This window comes from Streptomyces sp. NBC_00461, from assembly GCF_036013935.1.
GTDB lineage: Bacteria > Actinomycetota > Actinomycetes > Streptomycetales > Streptomycetaceae > Streptomyces.
This window is the reverse complement of record NZ_CP107902.1, coordinates 8,719,603-8,740,544: the sequence shown is the minus strand read 5'-3', so window position 1 is coordinate 8,740,544 and position 20,942 is coordinate 8,719,603. Positions and strand designations below refer to the sequence as shown.

Sequence of the window (20,942 nt, the reverse complement as noted above, 5' to 3'; positions counted from 1 at the left end):
GGCGGCCCGCGTGGGCGTGGGCCGGCCTACTGCCCCATCGTCAGCCCGTCCTTCGCGGCGCCCCGGCTGAGCACCACGTCCCGGATGGCGTCGCGTGCGGCCTTCACCTCCGCGCCCTGGGTGAGCGCCTGGTTGAGGTTCACCACCCGTCCGGCGTCGACGTCGAACATCTGCGGAACGAACTCCGCCTTGGTGACCTCCCAGCGGCCTCCCGGCCGGGCGGGCCGGGTGAAGGTGAAGCGGCCGAGCGTGGACTCGTTGCCGCGCGGGTCCTGGGCTCCGGCGTTGTTGGTCATCTCGCCGGCGATCTGATCGCCCATGCCGTAGACGACCCACGTACCGTTGACCTTCTCGTACGCCTGCGGGACGTGGGCGTGGGTGCCGAGGATGAGGTCGACGTCGGGGCGGCCGCCCGTGCGGGAGGCCGTCAGCTGCTGGGACAGCGCGAGCTGTTGCGGGTCGGGCGCGTCCTGCCATTCGGTGCCCCAGTGCAGGGAGACGACCACCACGTCGGCGCCCGCCCGCCGGGCCGCCCTGGCGTCCGTGACGATGCTGTTCTCGTTCATCAGGTTCACGGCCCACGGCTGGCCCTGCGGCAGCGGATGGCCGTTGGTGTCGAAGGTGTAGGCGAGGTGGGCGACCTTGGCGGGGCCCGCGCGCAGGATCGTGACGGTGCGCGCCTCGGCCTCGGTGCGCGCCGAACCGGTGTGCCGCACGCCCGCGCGGTCGAGGGCGTCGAGAGTGCGGCGGACGCCGTCGACTCCGTCGTCGAGGCTGTGCTCGGAGGCCGTGGAGCAGCCGTCGTAGCCGGTCGCGGCGAGGCCCTGGGCGATCTCGGGCGGCGCCTTGAAGACGGGGTTGTCGGTGTAGTCGCCGTTCGCCCCGTAGACGGTCTCCATGTGACACAGCGCCAGATCGGCGCGGGAGACGACGGGCTCGACGCCGGAGAGCATCGGACGGAAGTCGTAGCCGGTGTCGCCGGCGTCGAAGCGCGCACGGTCGATGACCGTGCTGTGCGGGATGATGTCGCCGGAGGCGACCAGTGTGAATCCGCCGGCCGCGGACTGGGCCGGGGCCGGGGCCGGCCGTCCGGCGGTGGACGGTTGGTGGTGCCGGGCCTGGCAGGCGGCGCCCGCTGCCAGCAGGGCCGTCAGGGCCAGGGCCACCTGTCGTCTGCGTGCAATCATCAGCTCACCCCACTGTGGTCCTATTTACGGACAAATAGGTACGAACTTCCAAGCGCCCCCAAACAACCCCGGCCCACCGATTAGCCCGTCCGGCGCCCGTGAAGAGGTCTCCCGGACCGCGTCCGGCGGTGTCCGGAACCGTTCGTCGAACCGTTCGTCGACGCGATCGACCGTCCGCCGCAGAGCCCGGTGCGGCCCCTGTCCCAAATCGGTCCCCTGCGATGCCATACGCCCATGACGGCCGGAACCACCCTCACGAACGGGCTGACCGCCGACCACGAGCTCGCCGCACTGCAGCGGGAGCACGGTCGGCCCCTCTTCGCGCTCCTGCTCCGGCTCTGCGACGGCGACCGGCAGCGCGCCGAGGACCTCGTGCAGGAGACCCTCGTGCGCGCCTGGCAGCATCCCGAGGCACTGCGCGCCGACGACTTCGAGTCCGTACGGCCGTGGCTCATGACCGTCGGACGACGGCTCGCCATCGACGCGCGGCGGGCCCGGCAGGCGCGGCCGCCCGAGGTCGGGGACGCGATCCTGGAGAACGCCCGGGTGATCGGCGACCACGCCGAGCGTGCGGCAGCCGCCCTCGACGTACGCGAGGCTGTGAAGACACTCACTCCGGAGCACCGTGAAGTCCTGGTGCTCGTGTACTTCCAGGGGGCGAGTGTTGCGGAAGCCGCCGAAACCCTCGGAATCCCTGCCGGTACCGTGAAGTCCCGCGCGTACTACGCGCTGCGCGCCCTGCGCCGGGTGCTTCCGGGATATGCAGCCGACCTGCGGTGAAACCGACGGCTGAGTCAAACCTCCGTAAAGCGCCTTGCTGAGGACCCCGGTTGAGCAATCAGCTGTCCTCATCCGTGTTCCGGACTGGGGGCTCGGGGGCCCCGACACAGGGGCCCGGAGTCGGGCGACGCGCACGCACCGGAGGAAGGCAGGAAGGGATGCTGCACAGAGGTCAAGAGAGCACGGACGGCACCGGCGGCGGTGAACTGGTCGTCCCCATGGCCTGGCTGTACGCCGAGTACATCGCCGACGAGTTGCTGCGGACGGGCGACCTGATGCCACCGACGTCCTTCGAGTTCCGCGCCGGGCGGGACGCCCTGGCGCTGACCGTCTTCCTCTCGGACACGGACGGCGAACTCCCCGGCATCCGGGTGGTCACCCAGCTGGAGACCTGGCTGTCGCTGACGGCGTACGACCAGCCGTGGCAGGACTGGGTGCGCGAGCGGATGACCGCGGTCGCCGCCGAGGCGGCCGAATCCGGCGGGCCCGCTCCGGACGTGGAACTTGCCGAGGCGGCCTGGCGCTGGCTGGAGGAGACCGAGCTGCTCGCGCCCGACCTGAACGCGGTGCCGGGCGGCGCCGGGGCGGTCGGCGAGGACGAGGGTCCGAAGGTGTGGACGAAGGCGTGGCAACTGGGTCTGCCGCTCGGCCACCTCGCCATCCACCTTTTTTAGCCTTGTTGAGATTCGGACCAATCCGCGGCCCTGACGGCTCCGAATCACTTGCTTGCGATTCTGTAGGTGCCTTGAGTGATTCGGCTGCCTGGTGCGTACCGGTGGGAGCAAGGAGTAACCCCACCCGCACCCAACGGCACGAGGATTCGGCATGAGGTCCCAGGAGAGGCATCGCGACGTCGCCGCGTACGCGCTCGGCGTGCTGGACGAGGCGGACGCCTTCCGCTTCGAGGACCACCTCATGGAGTGCACGCGCTGCGCGGCCTCCGTGACCGAATTCGGGCCCATCACCCGGCAGATGATGCTGTACCGCCGGTCGACGCCACGGTTCGTGAGTCCCCTGACCCGGCCCGGCCCGCAGCTGCTGGACCGGCTGCTGGCCGCGGTGGCGACCCGGCACCGGGCCGGACGCCGGCGCTTCCTGTACGCCGTGGCGGCTTCCCTGGTGATCGGGGTGGCCGGGCCCGGGCTCACGATGATGGCGGAGGGCAGCACCCGCGAGGCAGCCGTACGGATGGCGGCGACCGACGCGAAGTCGGGCGTGTGGGCCCAGGTGACGACCCAGGACGAGTACTCGGGCAGCCAGGTCAAGCTGGAGGTGAAGGACGGCGCGGGACCGCGTTCCTGTCGTCTGATCGCCGTCGGCCGCGACGGCTCCGAACAGATCGTCAGCAACTGGACCGTCCCCCGTCACGACGCCCGCCCGATCACCGTCCAGGGCAGCTCGGCCATGCACACCGGTGAGATCGCCCGGTACGAGGTGCGCACCGCGGACGGGGAGCACCTCGTGACGCTCCAGCACGGCTGAGCGCTCAGCTGGTGGTGCCGCGAGGGTCCGTCGTTCGTCTGTGGCGCCGTCGTGGCCGGTCGCGCAGTTCCCCGCGCCCCTCCGGGGCGTCGGCGACTACTTGAGCAGGCGTGACATCCTCCGGTCCGCCAGTGGCTTGCCGCCCGTCTGGCAGGTGGGGCAGTACTGCAGCGAGGAGTCGCTGAAGGAGACCTCGCGGATGGTGTCGCCGCACACCGGGCAGGGCTCACCGGTGCGGCCGTGGACGCGCAGGCCGCTCTTCTTCTCCGCCTTCAGCCGGCCCGCCGCCACTCCCCGGGAGCGCTCGACCGCCTCGGTGAGTGTGGCCCGCAGGGCCTCGTAGAGACGGGTGGTGTCCTCGGGGGTGAGGGATGCGGCCAGTTTGAAGGGGCTCATCTTCGCGGCGTGCAGGATCTCGTCGCTGTACGCGTTGCCCACGCCCGCGATCAGGCTCTGGTCGCGCAGGGCGCCCTTGATCTGGCGTCGCTCGGGTCCGAGGAGTTCCGTGAAGCGTCTCTCGTCGAAGTCGTCCGCGAGCGGGTCGGGGCCGAGGCGGGCCACGCCCGGGATCTCCTGGGGGTCCTGGACCACGTACACAGCGAGGCGTTTTTGGGTGCCCGCCTCCGTGAGGTCGAAGCCCGCCCCCGTCTCCAGGGCCACGCGCAGGGCGAGCGGTCCCTTGCCGGGGCGGGGCGGGCCGTCCGGAAGTCTGTCCTTCCAGTGCAGCCAGCCCGCGCGGGCCAGGTGGGTCACGAAGTGCGGGCCGCCGTCCGTCTCCAGGTCCAGGAACTTGCCGTGCCGGTGCACGGCGGTGACCTCACGGCCCTCGACGGCCGTGAGCGGGGGGTCGTACGTCTTGAGGACGCTGATCGCGACGGGCAGCACCCGCACGATCTCGTGACCGACCAGGTGCTCGGTGAGGAAGTCCTTGAGTGCTTCGACCTCGGGGAGTTCCGGCATACGTCCAGAGTGCCATCCGGCACCGACAGTGCCAGGGGGGTCAGTCGAGTCCGGGGACCATGAACTCGCACCACACGCACTTGCCGCCGCCCCGCGCCTCCACGCCCCACACGTCCGTGAGCAGGTCGACCAGGAGCAGACCCCGCCCGGAGACGCCCGACTCCCCCGCCTCGCGGCGGCGCGGCAGGGCGCTGGAGGAGTCCTCGACCTCGACCCGCAGGCGGCGGTCGCTGCCGCCGAGGACCCTGAGGGTCACGATCGCGGAGCCCTCGGTGTGCATCAGCGCGTTGGTGATCATCTCGTCGGCGACCAGCTCGATCTCGTCGGCGCGCTCCTTGGCGCCCCAGGCACGGACCGCGGCCCGGATCATGTGCCGGGCCTGGGTGAGGGCCTCGGGGTCGCCGGGTGCCACGTGCTGCTGGAGCCGGCCGCCGGGCTGCGCGGTGTCCAGGGCGCGGCGGCGCAGCAGGAGCAGCGCCACGTCGTCGTCGCCGCCGCGTTCCTCGGCCACGTCGATGAGGCAGTCCGCGAGGTCCCGTACGTCGTCCGGTCCTGAGGCGATGAGCGCGGTGAGGACCTGCACGCCCTCGTCCAGATCCGCGCCGGGCTGTTCGACCAGGCCGTCGGTGCACAGCAGCAGCGTGTTGCCGGGGTCGAGCTCCAGGGTGCCGACCGGGTACTCGAGGCTCCCGAACTCGGCGGACAGACCGAGCGGCAGTCCGCCGGGGACCGCGACGCGACGGCAACTGCCGTCCGTGCTCCGGATCAGCGGGTCGATGTGTCCGGCGCGGACGACCTGGACCACCCCGGTGGACAGGTCGGCCTCCGCGTACAGGCAGGTCGCGAAGCGGTCCGTGTCGAGTTCGTGGAGGAAGACGGAGGCGCGGGCCATGACGGTGGCGGGGGTGTGCCCCTCGGCGGCGTAGGCGCGCAGGACGATGCGCAGCTGGCCCATGACGGCGGCGGCGTGCGTGTCGTGGCCCTGGACGTCGCCGATGACGGCGCCGACCTTGCCGCCGGGCAGCGGGATCAGGTCGTACCAGTCGCCGCCGATGTCCCGGGCCAGGGAGCCCGCGGCGGTACCGGCGCGGTAGCGGACGGCGACGTCGGCGCCGCGGACGCTCGGGATGGTGCGCGGCAGCATCGCCTGCTGGAGACCGGTGGCCAGGTCCTTCTCCTGCTCGTAGAAGGTGGCCCGCTGCAGGCTCTGCGCGATGCTGCTGCCGAGGGCGAGCAGCACGTTGCGGTCCTCGGTGGAAAAACCGCGCCGGTCGTTGTAGAGCAGGCCCATCGCGCCGATCGGCCGGGCCTGGACGATCAGCGGCAGATAGGCGGCCGAGGTGATCTTGAGGTCGGTGATGTGCGGCCACAGCAGGGGATAGCGCTCGGCGAACTCCTCCGGCGACTCGATGAAGCAGGGCGTGAGGGTCCGTACGGCCTCGCTCATCGGGTAGGGCTCGTCGATGCGGGTGATGAGAGTGCCGGGGACGAAGCTGCCCGCCGGGCCCTCCGCGATCAGCCGGATGCGGCCGGCCTCGACCAGGCCCATGACCAGGCTGGTGGCGCCCAGATGGGTGAGGCCGTGCGTGTCCTTGACCACGTCGATGACGTCCTGGACGGTGCGGGCGTGCGCGAGGGCGGCCGTGGTGAGCTGGACGACGTTGGTCTGCTCGCGCCGGGCCGCGTCCTGGGCGGCCTGCTCGCGGCGGGCCTCGCTGTCGCCCAGTTCCTGGGTGGCGTCCCGGACGATGCCGATGATGCGGCGCGGACGGCCCGTCTCGTCGCGCCGGATGTAGCCCTGGGTGTGGGTCCAGCGCAGGGTGCCGTCGCGGCGGCGGATGCGGAAGTAGGCGCCGTAGTTCTCGCTGCCGTCCTTCATGGCCTGCGCGACCAGCCCGTCGAGCCGGTAGCCCTCGGATCTGGGCACCCGTACGGAAAGGGAGTCGGGGTGGCCGTCGTACTCGTCCGGGCGCAGGTCGAAGACCTCGTGGGCCTGGGCGTCCATGTGGAACAGACCGCTGTCCAGGTCCCAGTCGAAGCTGCCCATGAGGTTGAGCGCCAGGATCGGATCCGGGTGGGCGGGCCAGTCGTCCGGGAGAGGCAGGGCGCTCACGCCCCGATCAACCATGGGCCCACCTTGCCAGGCTTCACCCGATTCTTCGACCGGGGAGCAGGGAGAAATTCCAGGCTCCCCGGTCGCGCATCGGTGGTCAGCCGTCCACGACACCGGTGGCCGCTTCGCTCCCCTGGGTTACGGAAGCGGAAGGGGGACACACGGAGCGTGACATAGGGTTCGGCGCGACAATGTGGAGTGAGGAGCGCACGGCCGTGGACTGGTTCACCGCACCCGAGTACTGGTGGAGCCGGCTGGTCTTCCAGCGGGCTCTCGCCGGCCTGTACCTCGTGGCGTTCCTGACGGCGGCGCGGCAGTTCCGGGCGCTGATCGGTGAGCGGGGCATGCTGCCGGTCCCCCGCTTCGTCGACCGGGTCCGCTTCAGGCAGGCGCCGAGCCTGTTCCAACTCCACTACTCGGACCGCTTCTTCGCGGCCTGCTGCTGGACGGGCTGCGCCGTCTCGGCGACGCTGATCGCCGGGCTGGACTCCCGGCTCCCCCTCGGGGCGGGGATGTCGCTGTGGCTGATCCCGTGGGCGCTGTACCTGTCGATCGTGAACGTCGGCCAGACCTGGTACGCCTTCGGCTGGGAGTCCCTGCTGCTGGAAGTGGGCTTCCTGGCCGTCTTCCTCGGCAACGACGACGTGGCCCCGCCGATCGTGGTCCTGTTCCTGCTGCGCTGGATCCTGTTCCGGGTGGAGTTCGGCGCGGGCCTGATCAAGATGCGCGGCGACGCGTGCTGGCGGAAGCTGACGTGCCTGGACTACCACCACGAGACGCAGCCGATGCCGGGTCCCCTGAGCTGGTTCTTCCACCACCTCCCGCGGCCCCTGCACCGCGTCGAGGTGGCCGCCAACCACGTCACCCAACTCCTCGTCCCCGTACTGCTGTTCACTCCCCAGCCGGTCGCCACGGCCGCAGCCTCCCTGATGATCGTCACCCAGCTGTGGCTGGTGTTGTCGGGCAACTTCGCCTGGCTGAACTGGATCACCGTCGTACTCGCCGTCTCGGCGCTCGGGCTCCCGGCCGACGCGCCGTCCGTGCCCGGCGCCCCCCTCTGGTACGAGGTCGTGGTCCTCGCGGTCGCCGCGCTGCTCCTCGCCCTCAGCTACCAGCCGGTCCGCAACATGCTCTCCCGCCGCCAGGTCATGAACCGCTCCTTCGACCCACTCCACCTGGTGAACACCTACGGCGCGTTCGGCAGCGTCAGCCGGCAGCGGTACGAGGTGGTGATCGAGGGCACGGACGACGCCGTGCCGCACGAGGAATCGGACTGGCGCGAGTACGAGTTCAAGGGCAAGCCGGGCGATCCACGGCGCTGGCCGCGCCAGTTCGCGCCGTACCACCTGCGCCTCGACTGGCTGATGTGGTTCGCCGCGCTCTCGCCCTCGTACGCCGGGGCGTGGTTCGGCGCCCTGGTGGAACGGCTGCTGGAGAACGACCGAGACACGCTGCGGCTGCTGCGCCGGTCCCCGTTCCCGCCCGACGCGCCGCCCCGCTACATCCGCGCCCGCCTCTTCCGCTACCGGTACACGAGCTGGCGCGAGCTACGGGAGACGGGCGCCTGCTGGGAGCGGACGTATGTGCGGGAGTATCTTCCGCCGACGCGGCTTGAGGGGGTGGCCCGGCGCGGCTGAAGTCCGGCGCGACGGGCCACCGCGCATCAAAGGCCGTACACCCGTGTCGCCGTGCCGTCGAAGACGTCCGCGCGTTCCTCCGCGTCGAGACCTCTCGTCAACTCCCTTGTCAGGGACAGCACTTCGCCGTACGTCGCCGTCGCGGTGCACACCGGCCAGTCCGAGCCGAACATCAGACGGTGCGGACCGAAGGCCTCCAGGGCCGTCTCGGTGTACGGGCGGAGGTCTTCCACGCTCCAGGAGTCGGGGTCCGCCTCGGTGATCAGGCCGGAGAGCTTGGCGTAGGTGTTGGGGAGAGCGGCGAGGGCGTGGAGGTCGGGGGCCCAGGGTTTCAGGGCGCCGGAGGCGATCGGCGGCTTGCCCAAGTGGTCGAGGACGAAGGCGAGTTGGGGCAGGGTGGCGGCGGCCTCGGCACAGGCGGGCAGCTGGTGCGGGAGGACGACAAGGTCGTGGACCAGGCCCGCCTCGGCCACGGCTGCCAGGCCCCGGAGTACGTCCGGGCGAAGCAGCCACTGGGGGTCGGCCTCGCCCTGGACCTGGTGGCGGATGCCCTTGAGGTGCCGGCCGCCGGGGAGTTCGCGCAGGCGGGCGAGTTCCTCGGCGATGTCCGGGCGGGTGAGGTCGGTCCAGCCGACCACGCCGGCGATCAGGTCGTGCGAGGCGGCCAGTTCCAGGAACTCCGGGGTTTCCTCCGGCACGGTGACGGTCTGGACGAGGACCGTACGGTCGACTCCGGCCGCGCGTGCCTCGGGGACGAGGTCGGTGAGGGTGAAGTTCCGGCGCAGCGGGCTGAGTTCGGGGATCCAGGACTGGTCCCTGACCGACAGGTCCCACACGTGGTGGTGCGCGTCCACCGTCATGGCAGCTCCCACACGACGGGCAGGCCCGCGGCCGTGCCCTCGTCGGAGTAGTCGTGCACCACGTCCAGCAGCTCCGCCATCCGCGCCTGCCAGGTGACGTTGACCGGGAGCTTCTCCAGCTCCGCCAGGAGGCGGCCGTAGTCCTCGCACTCCAGGACATGGAAGAGGTCGGTACTGCTGCGCCAGATCGTCCACGAGGTGACGCCGGCCGCACGGATCGCGTCCGTCAGCTCCATCGGGACCTCCCGGTGCGCGGCCTCGTACTCGGCGATCCGGTCCGCGCGGACCGTGGTGTGCAGGGCGACTCTCATGACGGTTCCTCGACGGGTACGGGGGCGGCGGCGGGCAGGAGGCCGGTGTCGCGGAGCTCCTGCCAGAAGGATGCGGGTACGTGTGCGGCGAACTGTTCGGCGCAGTCGTGGACCTGGTCCGGGGTGCGCGCGCCGACCAGGACGCCGGCCACCGCCGGATGGGCGGCGCAGAAGGCGAGGGCAGCGGCGCGCAGGTGCGTGCCGTGGCGCTCGGCCACGGACTGCAGGTGCAGGGCGCGCTGCAGTATCTCGGCCGGCGCCACGGCGTAGTCGTACGTCGCCGCGGACTGCGGGTCGGCCAGCAGGCCGGAGTTGAAGGCGCCGCCGATCACCACCGAGGTGCCTCGCTCCTGGGCGGCGGGCAGCAGTTCGGTCAGGGCCCGCTGGTCGAGCAGCGTGTAGCGGCCGGCGCACAGCACCACGTCCACGTCGGTGTCCCGGACGAAGCGGGTGAGCATCTCGGCCTGGTTCATGCCGGCGCCGATCGCGCCCACGACGCCTTCCGCGCGCAGCTTCTCCAGCGCCGGATAGCCCTCCCGGAAGGCCTGTTCCGCGTGGTCGTCGGGGTCGTGGAGGTAGACGACGTCGACGCGGTCGAGGCCGAGGCGTTCCAGGCTGGCGTCGAGGCTGCGGCGTACGCCGTCGGCGCTGAAGTCCCACACGCGGCGGTGGGTGGCGGGCACGGCGAAGCCGTCCGCCAGGTCGTCGCCGCCCGCGTCGGACGGCTCCAGGCGGCGGCCCACCTTGGTGGAGATCGTGTAGGCGGTACGGGGGCGAGTGCGCAGGGCGGCGCCGAGGCGGCGTTCGGACAGGCCGAGGCCGTAGTGCGGGGCCGTGTCGAAGTACCGGATGCCCTCGTCCCAGGCGGTCTCGATGGCCTGGTGGGCCTCCTCGTCGCTCAGTTCCGCGTAGAGGTTGCCGATGCCGGCGCCGCCGAAGGCCAGCGCGCTGACCTCGACCCCGCTGCCGCCGAGGCGCTTCACCGGCCCACCGGCCTCAGGCGCAGGCCCTGCATGCCGCCGTCGACGGCGAGTGAGGTGCCGGTGGTGGCGCCGGACAGCGGGCTCGCCAAGTAGGCGATGGCGCCCGCGACTTCGGCGGCGCTGACGAGGCGGCCGGTGGGCTGGCGGGCCTCCAGGGCTGCGCGTTCCGCGGCGGGGTCGGGGGCGGCGTCGAGCAGTCGGCTGACCCACGGAGTGTCCGCCGTGCCGGGGTTGACGCAGTTGACGCGGATGCCTTCGCGGACGTGGTCGGCGGCCATGGCGAGGGTGAGGGAGTAGACCGCGCCCTTGGCCGCGCTGTACAGCGCCCGCTGCGGCAGGCCCGCGGTGGCGACGATGGAGCAGGTGTTGACGATGGCCGCGTGCTCGGAGCGGCGCAGGTGCGGCAGGGCGGCGCGGGCGACGCGGACCATGCCGACGACGTCGACGTCGAGGACGCGGTGCCATTCGGCGTCGTCGTTGTCCTCGACGGTGCCCTGGGCTCCGACGCCCGCGTTGTTGACCAGGACGTCCAGGCCGCCGAGTTCGGCCGCGGCGGCCGCCACCGCCTCGCGCACCGCCGCGTCGTCGGCGACGTCGGCCCGGTAGGCGAGCAGCGGCTTGTCGACCGAGGTGGGGTCGAGGTCGAGGACGGCTACCTGGGCGCCGCGGGCGGCGAGGAGTTCGGCCGTCGCCCGTCCGATGCCCGAGGCTCCGCCCGTGACCAGGGCCTTGAGCCCCTCGAAGTCGCTCATGCCGCCCGTCCGTTCTTGTGGTCGAGGTCGGCGGCCCAGAAGGTGCCGCCGGGGAAGGTGTAGCGCGTGATGGACTCGGGCCGCATGGCGGCCGAGAAGCCCGGCGCGGTGGGTGCCGTGTAGTGACCCTCGTGGATCACCACCGGGTCGAGGAAGTGGTCGTGCAGATGGTCGACGTACTCGATCACCCGGTCGTCCATGGTGCCGGAGACCGCCACGTAGTCGAACATCGACAGGTGCTGGACGAGTTCGCACAGGCCCACGCCGCCCGCGTGCGGGCAGACCGGCACGCCGAACTTGGCGGCCAGCAGCAGGATCGCGAGGTTCTCGTTGACGCCGCCGACGCGGGCCGCGTCGATCTGGAGGACGTCGAGGGCACCGGCCTGCAGGAGCTGCTTGAACACGATCCGGTTCTGCACGTGCTCGCCGGTCGCGACCTTGACCGGTGCGACCGCCTTGCGGATCGCCGCATGACCGAGGACGTCGTCGGGGCTGGTGGGCTCCTCGATCCAGTACGGGTCGAACTCGGCCAGCGCCTTGGTCCAGCGGACAGCCTCGTCGACGCCCCAGCGCTGGTTGGCGTCGATCGCGATACGGATGTCCGGTCCGACGACGGAGCGGGCGACCCGGCAGCGGCGTATGTCGTCGTCGAGGTCCGCGCCGACCTTGAGCTTGATCTGAGTGAAGCCGTCGGCGATCGCCTGGGCGGCGAGCCGAGTGAGTTTCTCGTCGCTGTAGCCGAGCCAGCCTGCAGAGGTCGTATAGCCGGGATATCCGCGCTCCAGCAGTCGGGCCGTGCGCTCCTGTGCGCCGGGCCTGCCCCGGCGCAGGATCTCCAGCGCCTCCTGGGGCGTGAGCGCGTCCGTGAGGTAGCGGAAGTCGATCTGCCCGACCAGCCACTCGGGGTCGGCCTCGGCGAGCAGCCGCCACAGCGGCTTGTCCGCCCGCTTGGCCGCCAGGTCCCACGCGGCGTTGACCACCGCGCCGATCGCCATGTGCATCACGCCCTTCTCGGGTCCGAGCCAGCGCAGCTGACTGTCCCCGACGAGATCCCGGTACAGGGCCCCCGGGTCGGCGCACACCTCGTCGACGGACCGTCCGACCACATGGTGGCGCAGCGCGTGGATCGCGGCGACCTGGACCTCGTTGCCCCGCCCGATGGTGAAGGTGAAGCCGTGCCCCTCCGGCCCCTCCTCGGCATCGGTACGCAGCACGACGTACGCGGCCGAGTAGTCGGGGTCCGGATTCATCGCGTCGGAGCCGTCGAGTTCGCGCGAGGTCGGGAAACGGACGTCATAGGTGTCGACCGCCAGGATGCGGCAGGAGGGGCCGGGCGTCAGGGACACAGGGGGCCTTTCGGTCGGTGGCAGGTCGGGCGGAGGGGGTCAGTCCTGGGCCCGTCCCGTCGTCACACGGGCGATCATGAGGGCGACCAGGATGATTCCGCCGTAGATGGCCTGGATCCAGAAGGACGGCACCTGGGCGAGGGTGAGCAGGTTCTGTACGACACCCAGCAGGAGTACGCCGGTCAGGGCGCCGAACATGGTGCCCTTGCCGCCGTCCAGGCTGATGCCGCCGATGACCGCCGCCGCGAACACGGTGAAGATCATGTTGTTGCCCTGGTTGGCGCTGATCGCGCCGACGTACCCGGTCTGCATGATCCCGCCGACCGAGGCGAGGACGCCGGCGACGACGAACACGCCGAGCATGACGCGCTCGACGCGGATGCCGGCCGCGCGGGCGGCGTCCGCGTTGCCGCCGATGGCGTACAGGGCGCGTCCGACGCGGTGGTACTTCAGCACGACCCCGGCGACGGCGAAGGCGACCGCCGCGAGCCACACCGACATCGGGACGGTCAGGAAGGTGCTCGTCGCCAGGGAGTAGAAGCTGTCGGGCATGCCGAACAGCGTCTTGCCCTTGGTCGCGCCGACCAGCAGTCCGCGCAGGACGATCAGCATCGCGAGGGTCACGATGAACGCGTTCAGCTTGAACTTGACGACCAGGACACCGTTGAAGGCGCCGACCGCCCCGCCCACCACGAGGATCGCCAACAGGGCCAGCCAGGAGGGGAGTTCGGTGCCCCAACCGGACTGCGCGGCGGGCAGGACGAGCAGCGCGCCCACGGCGGGCGCGATGCCGACGACCGACTCCAGGGACAGGTCGAACTTGCCGGTGATCAACACCAGGGACTCGGCGAGGACGACCATGGCGAGCGCGGCGGAGGCGCCCAGGATCGAGATCAGGTTGCGCTCGGTGAGGAAGGAGTCGTTGACCACCGCGCCGAGCACCAACAGCGCCAACAGGGCCGGTACGAGGGCCAGTTCGCGGGCCCGGCGCAGCAGCACCGTCCTGGCCGACCGCGCAGCGGGAGCCTTCGACGGCGAGAGGGGCTCGGCCGCCTTGGTGTCAGCCATGGTCCACTCCTTCGATGGAGGCGATCAGCTCGTGGTCGCGCCAGCCCGCCGGATGCTCGGCGACGACGCGGCCGTGGAAGAGGACGAGGACGCGGTCGCAGCGCCTGAGGTCGTCGAGTTCGTCGGAGACGACCAGGACCGCGGTGCCGTCCTCACGGGCGGTGTCCACGCGGGCGAGCAGGGACTCCTTGGACTTCACGTCGACGCCCGCGGTGGGGTTGATCAGGACGAGCAGCCGCGGGTCGGAGGCGAGGGCGCGGGCCATGACGACCTTCTGCGCGTTGCCGCCCGAGAGCTCGGAGACCGGCTGCTCGGGGCCCTCGGCGTGGATGTCGAGCCGGTCGATCAGCTCGGTGGCGAAGCCCCGCTTGCGGTCGGTGCCGATGAAGCCGAAGCGGCCGAGCCGGTCCAGGACGCTCATGGTGGTGTTGTCGCCGATCGTCATCCCGCGGACCAGGCCCTGCCCGTGCCGGTCGCGCGGGACGCAGCCGATTCCTGCCTTCAGGGCGGCCTGCACCGACCCGAACTGCAGCTGTTCGCCGTCGAGTCGGGCGGTTCCTCCGGTGGGTGTGCGCAGGCCCGCGAAGGCCTCCGCCAACTCGATCTTGCCGCTGGCGCTGGAGCCGGCGAGCCCGAGCACCTCGCCGCGCCGGACGGTCAGGTCGACGTTCTCGTACGTGTCCGAGGTGAGCCCGCGGGCGTCGAGCAGGACGGGGGCGTCGTCGTCGACGATCTGTTCCTGCACGGCCTGTTCGGCGATCGTCTCCAGGCTCTCCCCCGCCATCGCCTCCACCAGGGCCGCCCTGGGCAGGTCGGCGACGGGCGCCGTGGTGATCCAGCGGGCGTCGCGCAGCACGGTGACGGTCTGGCAGACCTCGTACACCTCCTGGAGGTGGTGCGAGATGAACAGGAAGGTGACGCCGGAGTCCTGCAGTGCGCGCATACGGTCGAAGAGCCGCTCGATCTCGCGGTTGTCGAGCTGGGCGGTCGGCTCGTCGAGGATGATGAAGCGGGCGCCGAAGCTGAGCGCCCGGGCGATCTCCACCATCTGGCGGTCCTCGACCTTGAGGTCGGCCGTGCGTGCCTCCGGGTCGACGCGCACGTCCCAGGTGTCGAGGAGCGCGGCGGCCTCGGTCCTGAGCCGGCGCCAGCTGATGAAGCCGCGGCTGAGCGGCTGCCGGTTGATGCTGTGTTCATCCGGGGGACAACCCCCGGACCCCCGGCCGCCCCTGGATCTGAACCTTGTCGACTTGGCGGTGTGAATCTCCGCCATGAAGAGATTTTCGGCAACCGTGAATTCCGGAACGAGGGTGGGGTGTTGGTAGACGCAGGCGACCTTGCGGCGCCAGGCGTCCCGGTCGGCGAGCGGGGGCGCGGGCTCGCCGTCGAAGCGGACCGTGCCCTCGTCGGGCGCCTGGAGCCCGGTGAGGACGTTGACCAGGGTCGACTTGCCGGCGCCGTTGCGTCCGACGAGGGCGTGTGACTCGCCGGGCAGCACGGTGAGCCGGCCGTCCGCGAGGGCGGTGATGGGGCCGTAGCGCCTGACGATGCCCCGCGCCTCGACCAGGGGCACCAACTGGCTTTCCTGGAGGCTCATTTGACCGTGTTGCCCCAGAGCTTGGGGTCGTCGACGTTGTCCTTCGTGACCAGCGGGGCGGGCAGCTGGTCCTCAAGGATGCCGTTGGGCAGCTTGACGATCGTCGAGTCGTGGTCGGTCGGGCCCGGCTTGAAGGTCTTCCCCTCCATCGCCGCCTTGATGTAGTACAGGCCGTACTTGGCGTAGGCGTCGGCGGGCTGGGAGACGGTCGCGTCGATCTGGCCCTTGCGGATGGCGTCGAACTCCTGCGGGATGCCGTCGTTGGAGACGATGGTGATGTGGCCCGCGGTGCCGGTCTTCTTCAGCATCCCCTTCGACTTCAGGGTCTGCAGGGTCGGCGCCAGGTAGACGCCGCCGGCCTGCAGGTAGATGCCCTTGATGTCGGGGTTGGCGTTGAGGAGTGTGTCGAGCTTGGAGGCCGCGGTGTCCGACTCCCACTTGGCGGGGATCTCCAGGACCTTGAGCCCCGGATACTTCTTCTTCACGCAGGCACGGAAGGCCTCGGAGCGGTCCCGGCCGTTGACCGAGGCCAGGTCGCCCATGACCTGCACGACCTTGCCTCTGGTGATGTGCCCGCCGAGGTAGTCGCAGGCCTTGGTGCCGTACGCGACGTTGTCGGCGCGTACGACCATGGCGACCTTGCCCTTGTCCGGTGCCACGTCGACGGCGACCACGGGCACACCCTTGCGATCGGCCTGGTCGAGGCCGGCCTCGATGGCTGCGCTGTCCAGCGGGGCCACGACCAGGCCCTTCACGCCCTGGTTGAGCTGGTTGTTGATGTCGGTGATCTGCTGCGAGGGGTCGCTGTTGGAGTTGACCGTCTTGAGCGTCTCGACGCCCTGCGACTTCGCCATCTTCGGCACGTAGTCGTTGTACGACTGCCAGAACGGCGAGGTCAGCAGGGGCAGGATCACCCCGACCTTGCCGGTGCCGCCGCCTCCCGTACTGCCGGAACCGGTGTCCTTCGTACTACCGCATGCCGTGAGCGCGAGGGTGGCCACGGCTGCCGTGGCCGTCGTGCGCACCGCCCACGAGGAGAGTCGCCTGCCGTGTCGTCCGTTGTTCCGCGCAGTGCTGCCGGGCATCTGTCAGCTCCTCGTCGAGCGTGATCGAGATTGACGGTGATCGAGCAGTTGCACGCATACTTATCAGACCACTTCCGTCGAACAACACCCGCCGGCGCCGGATTTTCGCGATTTCGAGCCATAGTGGTCCTACCACCTTCACAGTTAGACTGCGGCGCACCGGCGACTGAAGGAGTGGGCATGGACGAGACCCTGGCCGGGGAGACCGAGACCAGGCCCGCTCCGCAGAAGGGCACGGTGACGCAGCGCGCCATCGAGCAGATCAAGGCCATGATCGCGGGGGGCCGTCTGGAGCCCGGCCAGCGACTGCCCACCGAACGCGACCTCGCGGTGCAGCTGGGCATCTCCCGCAGCTCGATGCGCGAGGCGATCCGCGCCCTCACCGTGCTCGGCGTCCTGGAGGCCCGGCACGGCTCCGGCATCTACGTCACCCAGCTGGAAGCCGGCGACCTGCTGGAGACCTTCGGCGTGGTCGCCGACCTCTCCCGGGGCCCGCGCCTGGTGGAGCTGCTGGAGGTGCGCCGCATCCTGGAGTCGACGGCGACCGCGCTGGCGGCGGCCCGCATCACGCCCGACCAGCTGGCCGAGGTCGAGAAGCACCTCACGGCGATGAATGCCACCGACGACCCCGAGGAGATCCTCGCCCACGACCTCGCCTTCCACCGCGAGATCGCGACGGCCGCGGGCAACGAGACCATGGCCGCCATCCTGGAGGGCCTGTCCTCACGCACCTTCCGCGCCCGCGTGTGGCGCGGCTACCAGGAGGAGGGCGCCTTCGCCCGTACCCGCCGCGAGCACGCGGCGATCTACCGGGCCCTGGTGGCCCACGACCCGGAGGCGGCCCGAGCGGCGGCGGCCGCACATGTAGGGGAAGTGGAGGAGTGGCTGCGGGCGCAGGTCGGGGCGTGAGCGGGCCGCTCCACGAGGATCTGCTCGATGGTGAGGCTCTTATCGGCCCGCCAGTCCGGCGCGAGTGCGGGAAGCAGTTCGACGACGGGTGTGCCCAACGGGACGCCCTTGTCCCGTAGCGTGCGGACCAGCGCCGTGGAGGTGAAGACCTTCGTCAGCGACGCGATACGGAAACACGACTCCGCCGTCACCGCGGGCGGCCCTTGGGTGGCCGTCGTGCGTGCGCCCGCCACCGACGAACCTGCGGCTGGTGACGGGACATCGCGAAGACTGGTCTGTTCTTCCATCAGCTCATCAAGACTCACAGTGGCACGGTATCGACAGCGTTCCGGACCGTTTGACGCGGTGGCACCGGCCGGGGCGGCACGACGGCGAGACGGACTCAGCGCGCCCGCGGGCCGAACAGCATGAACGGCCGGACACCGGCGCCTACTTCATGTGAGGCTTTGCCCATGACCTCCGAAGACCCGCTGGCCGACCGGCTGCAGCTGGACCGGCCGCATTCGGCCCGTGTGTGGAACTTCCTGTTGGGCGGCAAGGACAACTACGCCGCCGACCGCCAGGCCGGCGAGATGATCCTCCAGATGTTCCCGGACATCGCGCTGCTCGCCCGTCTTCAACGGCGCTTCCTCGTCCGGGCCGTGCGCCATCTGGCCGCCGAGGCGGGGATCCGCCAGTTCCTCGACGTCGGCACCGGCCTGCCCACGGTCGACAACACCCACGAGGTCGCGCAACGCGTCGCTCCCGAGAGCCGCATCGTGTACGTCGACAACGACCCGCTGGTGCTGGTGCACGCCCAGGCCCTGCTCACCAGCACCCCACAGGGCGCCTGCGCCTACCTCGACGCCGATGTGCGCGAGCCCGAGCGGATCCTCGAAGAGGCGGCCAGGACCCTGGACTTCAGCCGGCCGGTGGCGCTGACCATGCTCGGCATCCTGGGCCAGATCCCCGACTCCGACGAGCCGGGCGCCGTCGTGGCCCGTTTCCTCGACGCGCTGCCTGCGGGCAGCTACCTCGCCCTGAGCGACGGCACCGACACCAACGAGGCGCTCAACCAGGCCATTTCCGTCTACAACGCCAACTCGGCCAGCTCGTACCATCTGCGCGGGCCCGAGCGGATCGCGGCCTACTTCGACGGGCTGGAACTGGTGGAACCGGGGGTCGTTCCCACCTCGCAGTGGCACCCCGAGCCCATCGACGTGGGCCGCTCACCCTCCGAGGTGGACGCGATCTGCGGTATCGGCCGCAAGGCCTGAGAGGATCCCGACCGCGGCGTCAGAGCCCGAACAGGGCCCAGACGACCTTTCCGCCGTCGGCCCGGGGGTTCCAGCCCCAGCTGTCGCTCAGCGCCGAGACGACCTGCAGTCCCCGTCCCGACTCCGCGAGTTCGTCCGCCTCCACGGGGACGGGGACCAGGTCGCTGTCGTCGGTCACCGCACACACCGCGCACGACCAGTGGTCCCAGTACGCGAGCCACAGCGCCGGGTGCAACTCCCCCTCGGCGCCCGGCGCCCGGCCGTAGCGCAGAGCGTTGCTCACCAGTTCCGACACGGTGACCGCCACGTCCTCGACGCGTTCGTGCGCGGCCCGGTCGACGAGCGTCCGTCTGATCAAGTCGCGGGCGATGTGGGCGGATTGGGGAACGGGCGGGACGACGAGCACCGCACAGTGGGCCGGCCCAAGGCCGTCCGCGGAGGCGGGAGCGAGGGGAAAGCTGAGCCCGGGCGCGGGGCTGCCGATGTGATCCACGGCTCGGCACAGCCATTCCCAAGTCGCCTCGATACGCGGGGGGTTCGCCGGTTCTGCGACTTGCTCTGCGGACATCGCGACCCCTGGGACCCCTGCGGAGAGAACTACCGAGCGCTACACCTGTGCGAAGTATCGTGCTACGTCCAGCAGTCCGCACGCAAGTGCATCGGCAATTACCGCTGCAATTGCAGATGATCTTGCGAGGGTGGGGGCCGGGCGCTATCGTCCCGCACACCACCCGTGGATGCAATTGAAGATGCAATTGCAGAGCCAGCCGCGACTTCGTCTCAAAGAGGCTTTCAGATGCAGCACGTGAGCAACGGCATGCCTGCCACCGAGTTCAGAGGAGTGGTCTGGCGCAAGAGCCATCACAGCAACCCCGAGGGCAACTGCGTCGAACTCGCCACACTTCCGGACGGCAGCGTCGCCGTACGCAACTCCCGCCACCCCGAAGGTCCCGCGCTCGTCTACACGGGCGCCGAGATCTCCGCGTTCGTCCGCGGCGTGAAGGACGGCGACTTCGACGGCCTACTCCCCGGCCGCTGAAGTCGGGCAGCGCTCGCGGACGGCCGGAAGGCGCTGGTCAACGATCGGCGCCTTCCGGCCACTTCACGCACCGCAGCCGTTCGGCGGCACGGTGCTACCCTCCATGGTTGAGTCCCGAACACATGCACACGCAGCCGGTGCGGCGGCCAAGGGGATGACCATGACGGCAGTTCAACCAGCACCCGCTCCCTCCGTTCCCGATGTTCTGAGCCTGCAGCGGGGCGGGCCGACCGTGCAGCGCATCATGCTGGGCACCCGGCTGCGCCGCCTGCGCGAATCCCTCAACATCAGCCGGGACACGGCCGCTTCGGCCATACGCGCCTCGGACGCCAAGCTCTGCCGCATGGAACTGGGCCGCGTGGGCTTCAAACAGCGCGACATCGCCGACCTGCTCACCCTGTACGGCGTCCAGGACCCGGACGTGCGCCAGGAGTTCCTCGACTCGGTGCGGCGCGCCAACGAACCGGGCTGGTGGCGGGCGTACGGAGACGCCTTCCCGAGCTGGTTCGAGCAGCATCTCGGCATGGAGGAGGCCGCGTCCCTCATCCGCACCTACGAAGTCCAGTTCATCCCGGGCCTGTTGCAGACCCCGGCGTACGCCGAAGCCGTCATCCGGCTCGGCCACGCCATCGCCGACCCGGACGCGATCCAGCGCCGCGTCGACCTGCGCATGACCCGGCAGCAGCTGCTCGCCAAGCCTGGCTCGCCGAAGCTGTGGGTCGTGGTGGACGAGGCGGCGCTGCGCCGTCCGCTCGGCGGGTCCGACGTGATGCGGGACCAGCTCAAGCACCTCATCGAGGTGGCCGCCCTGCCGAACGTCACCCTCCAGGTGCTGCCCTTCCACGTCGGCGGCCACGCGGCGGCCGGCGGCCCGATCACCGTGCTGCGCTTCCCGGTGCCCGACCTGCCCGACGTGGTCTACCTGGAGCAGCTCTCCAGCGCCCTGTACCTGGACAAGCCCGAGGAGGTCGACCACTATCTCGCGGTCATGGACCGCCTCAGCCTGGTCGCCTCACCGGCCGCGGACTCGGTGACCTTCCTGGAACAGGTCCTGAAGCAGACCTGAGCTCGTCGCGACCTGAGCCCGTCGTGCCCCGGGATCGCCCCGCCCGGCGGCTATCGTGCCGCGCATGACAGCACCGACGACCAACACGATCGGCGACGTGGATTTCGCCGTGCCCATCGAGGACCGCCGCTTCGAGGACTATGTGCCGGGTGCTGTCTACTTCCTCGGCAGCATCGCCATGACGGAGGAGGACATCCTCCGCTTCGCCCGCGCCGTCGATCCGCAGGGCATCCACACCGATCCGCAGGCCGCGCTGCGGGGCCCCTACCAGGGGCTGATCGCCGGCGGCCGGCACACCTGCCCCGGTGACCGTCCTGGAGCCCGCGTCTCCCGCTCCAAGCCGGACCGCGGACTCGTCCACACCGGGATCGAGGTGCTCAACCAGCACGGCGAGCCTGTCCTGACCATGACCGCGGTCACCTTCGTGCTGCGCCGGACGGCCCCGGACGAGGCCGCCTCCGAAGGGTACTCGTAAGCGGACCCGTCACCGGACCCGTCACCGGAACGGAAG

The 20,942-nt window shown here is 70.7% G+C and carries 22 protein-coding genes; 9 read left to right on the top strand and 13 right to left on the bottom strand.

Annotated features, from left to right (window positions below; all coding sequences use genetic code 11):
* Positions 1 to 26: 26 nt before the first annotated feature.
* A complete protein-coding gene (locus tag OG870_RS40450; protein ID WP_327692004.1) occupies positions 27 to 1,187 on the bottom strand; it encodes a CapA family protein in 1,161 nt (386 codons plus the stop codon).
* A 234-nt stretch (positions 1,188 to 1,421) separates the two neighbouring features.
* Here OG870_RS40450 and OG870_RS40445 point away from each other — a divergent pair, with 234 nt between their 5' ends.
* The 3 genes from OG870_RS40445 (at position 1,422) to OG870_RS40435 (ending at position 3,449) form a co-directional block, all read left to right on the top strand.
* Entirely contained in the window at positions 1,422 to 1,967 is a 546-nt protein-coding gene (locus tag OG870_RS40445) for a sigma-70 family RNA polymerase sigma factor (RefSeq protein ID WP_266528963.1), read from the top strand.
* A gap of 158 nt (positions 1,968 to 2,125) precedes the next feature.
* Positions 2,126 to 2,641 (top strand): hypothetical protein, encoded by a 516-nt coding sequence (locus tag OG870_RS40440; protein ID WP_266528966.1) that lies wholly within the window; start codon positions 2,126 to 2,128, stop codon positions 2,639 to 2,641.
* 151 nt (positions 2,642 to 2,792) lie between these two features.
* Positions 2,793 to 3,449: a zf-HC2 domain-containing protein gene (locus OG870_RS40435; RefSeq protein ID WP_327692003.1), complete on the top strand. Its 657-nt coding sequence runs from the start codon at positions 2,793 to 2,795 to the stop codon at positions 3,447 to 3,449.
* A gap of 96 nt (positions 3,450 to 3,545) precedes the next feature.
* Here the strand turns inward: OG870_RS40435 and OG870_RS40430 are convergent, their stop codons facing one another.
* A complete protein-coding gene (locus OG870_RS40430) occupies positions 3,546 to 4,409 on the bottom strand; it encodes an Fpg/Nei family DNA glycosylase (protein WP_266528971.1) in 864 nt (287 codons plus the stop codon).
* Positions 4,410 to 4,449: 40 nt separating this feature from the next.
* On the bottom strand, positions 4,450 to 6,537 hold the full coding sequence (locus OG870_RS40425) for a SpoIIE family protein phosphatase (RefSeq protein WP_266591927.1): 2,088 nt from the start codon (positions 6,535 to 6,537) through the stop codon (positions 4,450 to 4,452).
* Positions 6,538 to 6,737: 200 nt separating this feature from the next.
* On the opposite strand from OG870_RS40425, the gene OG870_RS40420 reads away from it, so the two are divergent.
* Entirely contained in the window at positions 6,738 to 8,159 is a 1,422-nt protein-coding gene (locus OG870_RS40420) for a lipase maturation factor family protein (protein WP_266842612.1), read from the top strand.
* A gap of 26 nt (positions 8,160 to 8,185) precedes the next feature.
* On the opposite strand, the gene OG870_RS40415 is transcribed toward OG870_RS40420, so the two are convergent.
* The 8 genes from OG870_RS40415 to OG870_RS40380 are packed head-to-tail and all read right to left on the bottom strand — an operon-like array spanning position 8,186 to position 16,161.
* Positions 8,186 to 9,019, bottom strand: a complete 834-nt coding sequence (locus OG870_RS40415; RefSeq protein ID WP_266591925.1) for an amidohydrolase family protein — start codon at positions 9,017 to 9,019, stop codon at positions 8,186 to 8,188.
* Positions 9,016 to 9,330, bottom strand: a complete 315-nt coding sequence (locus OG870_RS40410; RefSeq protein WP_266591924.1) for an L-rhamnose mutarotase — start codon at positions 9,328 to 9,330, stop codon at positions 9,016 to 9,018. Before OG870_RS40410 ends, OG870_RS40415 begins: the two co-directional genes overlap by 4 nt.
* Entirely contained in the window at positions 9,327 to 10,313 is a 987-nt protein-coding gene (locus tag OG870_RS40405) for an aldo/keto reductase (RefSeq protein ID WP_266842614.1), read from the bottom strand. Before OG870_RS40405 ends, OG870_RS40410 begins: the two co-directional genes overlap by 4 nt.
* Positions 10,310 to 11,065: an SDR family NAD(P)-dependent oxidoreductase gene (locus OG870_RS40400; RefSeq protein ID WP_266591922.1), complete on the bottom strand. Its 756-nt coding sequence runs from the start codon at positions 11,063 to 11,065 to the stop codon at positions 10,310 to 10,312. Before OG870_RS40400 ends, OG870_RS40405 begins: the two co-directional genes overlap by 4 nt.
* Entirely contained in the window at positions 11,062 to 12,411 is a 1,350-nt protein-coding gene (locus OG870_RS40395) for an L-fuconate dehydratase (protein ID WP_266528985.1), read from the bottom strand. The genes OG870_RS40400 and OG870_RS40395 overlap by 4 nt, the downstream gene beginning before the upstream one ends.
* A gap of 39 nt (positions 12,412 to 12,450) precedes the next feature.
* Positions 12,451 to 13,479 carry an ABC transporter permease gene (locus OG870_RS40390; protein WP_266528987.1) on the bottom strand — a complete coding sequence of 343 codons (1,029 nt, stop codon included), beginning with the start codon at positions 13,477 to 13,479 and terminating at the stop codon, positions 12,451 to 12,453.
* Positions 13,472 to 15,076, bottom strand: coding sequence for a sugar ABC transporter ATP-binding protein (locus OG870_RS40385; RefSeq protein ID WP_266591921.1), 1,605 nt, complete (start codon positions 15,074 to 15,076; stop codon positions 13,472 to 13,474). The genes OG870_RS40390 and OG870_RS40385 overlap by 8 nt, the downstream gene beginning before the upstream one ends.
* Positions 15,073 to 16,161, bottom strand: coding sequence for a sugar ABC transporter substrate-binding protein (locus tag OG870_RS40380; protein WP_266591920.1), 1,089 nt, complete (start codon positions 16,159 to 16,161; stop codon positions 15,073 to 15,075). Before OG870_RS40380 ends, OG870_RS40385 begins: the two co-directional genes overlap by 4 nt.
* A 180-nt stretch (positions 16,162 to 16,341) precedes the next feature.
* Between OG870_RS40380 and OG870_RS40375 the strand changes: the two genes are divergently transcribed.
* A complete protein-coding gene (locus tag OG870_RS40375; RefSeq protein WP_266591919.1) occupies positions 16,342 to 17,070 on the top strand; it encodes a FadR/GntR family transcriptional regulator in 729 nt (242 codons plus the stop codon).
* Here the strand turns inward: OG870_RS40375 and OG870_RS48325 are convergent.
* A complete protein-coding gene (locus tag OG870_RS48325; protein ID WP_353962345.1) occupies positions 16,968 to 17,357 on the bottom strand; it encodes a serine hydrolase in 390 nt (129 codons plus the stop codon). The two genes, OG870_RS40375 and OG870_RS48325, sit on opposite strands and share 103 nt — an antisense overlap.
* Before the next feature lie 165 nt (positions 17,358 to 17,522).
* On the opposite strand from OG870_RS48325, the gene OG870_RS40370 reads away from it, so the two are divergent.
* Positions 17,523 to 18,326 carry an SAM-dependent methyltransferase gene (locus tag OG870_RS40370; RefSeq protein WP_266528996.1) on the top strand — a complete coding sequence of 268 codons (804 nt, stop codon included), beginning with the start codon at positions 17,523 to 17,525 and terminating at the stop codon, positions 18,324 to 18,326.
* Between the two features lie 19 nt (positions 18,327 to 18,345).
* Here the strand turns inward: OG870_RS40370 and OG870_RS40365 are convergent, their stop codons facing one another.
* Complete coding sequence (locus tag OG870_RS40365; RefSeq protein WP_266591918.1) at positions 18,346 to 18,894, bottom strand: ATP-binding protein; 549 nt, start codon at positions 18,892 to 18,894, stop codon at positions 18,346 to 18,348.
* 228 nt (positions 18,895 to 19,122) lie between these two features.
* On the opposite strand from OG870_RS40365, the gene OG870_RS40360 reads away from it, so the two are divergent.
* The 3 genes from OG870_RS40360 (at position 19,123) to OG870_RS40350 (ending at position 20,906) form a co-directional block, all read left to right on the top strand.
* Positions 19,123 to 19,365, top strand: coding sequence for a DUF397 domain-containing protein (locus tag OG870_RS40360; RefSeq protein WP_266591917.1), 243 nt, complete (start codon positions 19,123 to 19,125; stop codon positions 19,363 to 19,365).
* Between the two features lie 160 nt (positions 19,366 to 19,525).
* Positions 19,526 to 20,431: a helix-turn-helix domain-containing protein gene (locus OG870_RS40355; RefSeq protein ID WP_266529004.1), complete on the top strand. Its 906-nt coding sequence runs from the start codon at positions 19,526 to 19,528 to the stop codon at positions 20,429 to 20,431.
* Between the two features lie 64 nt (positions 20,432 to 20,495).
* Entirely contained in the window at positions 20,496 to 20,906 is a 411-nt protein-coding gene (locus tag OG870_RS40350; protein ID WP_266591916.1) for a MaoC/PaaZ C-terminal domain-containing protein, read from the top strand.
* The last annotated feature ends 36 nt before the right edge of the window (positions 20,907 to 20,942 follow it).

Coding starts and splice junctions, on each gene's coding strand:
- OG870_RS40410 (WP_266591924.1), bottom strand. CDS start 9,330: ATGAGAGTCGCCCTGCACACCACGGTCCGCGCGGACCGGATCGCCGAG.
- OG870_RS40390 (WP_266528987.1), bottom strand. CDS start 13,479: ATGGCTGACACCAAGGCGGCCGAGCCCCTCTCGCCGTCGAAGGCTCCC.
- OG870_RS40360 (WP_266591917.1), top strand. CDS start 19,123: ATGCAGCACGTGAGCAACGGCATGCCTGCCACCGAGTTCAGAGGAGTG.
- OG870_RS40355 (WP_266529004.1), top strand. CDS start 19,526: ATGACGGCAGTTCAACCAGCACCCGCTCCCTCCGTTCCCGATGTTCTG.
- OG870_RS40450 (WP_327692004.1), bottom strand. CDS start 1,187: ATGATTGCACGCAGACGACAGGTGGCCCTGGCCCTGACGGCCCTGCTG.
- OG870_RS40425 (WP_266591927.1), bottom strand. CDS start 6,537: ATGGTTGATCGGGGCGTGAGCGCCCTGCCTCTCCCGGACGACTGGCCC.
- OG870_RS40365 (WP_266591918.1), bottom strand. CDS start 18,894: ATGTCCGCAGAGCAAGTCGCAGAACCGGCGAACCCCCCGCGTATCGAG.
- OG870_RS48325 (WP_353962345.1), bottom strand. CDS start 17,357: ATGGAAGAACAGACCAGTCTTCGCGATGTCCCGTCACCAGCCGCAGGT.
- OG870_RS40415 (WP_266591925.1), bottom strand. CDS start 9,019: ATGACGGTGGACGCGCACCACCACGTGTGGGACCTGTCGGTCAGGGAC.
- OG870_RS40380 (WP_266591920.1), bottom strand. CDS start 16,161: ATGCCCGGCAGCACTGCGCGGAACAACGGACGACACGGCAGGCGACTC.
- OG870_RS40385 (WP_266591921.1), bottom strand. CDS start 15,076: ATGAGCCTCCAGGAAAGCCAGTTGGTGCCCCTGGTCGAGGCGCGGGGC.
- OG870_RS40430 (WP_266528971.1), bottom strand. CDS start 4,409: ATGCCGGAACTCCCCGAGGTCGAAGCACTCAAGGACTTCCTCACCGAG.
- OG870_RS40440 (WP_266528966.1), top strand. CDS start 2,126: ATGCTGCACAGAGGTCAAGAGAGCACGGACGGCACCGGCGGCGGTGAA.
- OG870_RS40370 (WP_266528996.1), top strand. CDS start 17,523: ATGACCTCCGAAGACCCGCTGGCCGACCGGCTGCAGCTGGACCGGCCG.
- OG870_RS40400 (WP_266591922.1), bottom strand. CDS start 11,065: ATGAGCGACTTCGAGGGGCTCAAGGCCCTGGTCACGGGCGGAGCCTCG.
- OG870_RS40375 (WP_266591919.1), top strand. CDS start 16,342: ATGGACGAGACCCTGGCCGGGGAGACCGAGACCAGGCCCGCTCCGCAG.
- OG870_RS40350 (WP_266591916.1), top strand. CDS start 20,496: ATGACAGCACCGACGACCAACACGATCGGCGACGTGGATTTCGCCGTG.
- OG870_RS40435 (WP_327692003.1), top strand. CDS start 2,793: ATGAGGTCCCAGGAGAGGCATCGCGACGTCGCCGCGTACGCGCTCGGC.
- OG870_RS40445 (WP_266528963.1), top strand. CDS start 1,422: ATGACGGCCGGAACCACCCTCACGAACGGGCTGACCGCCGACCACGAG.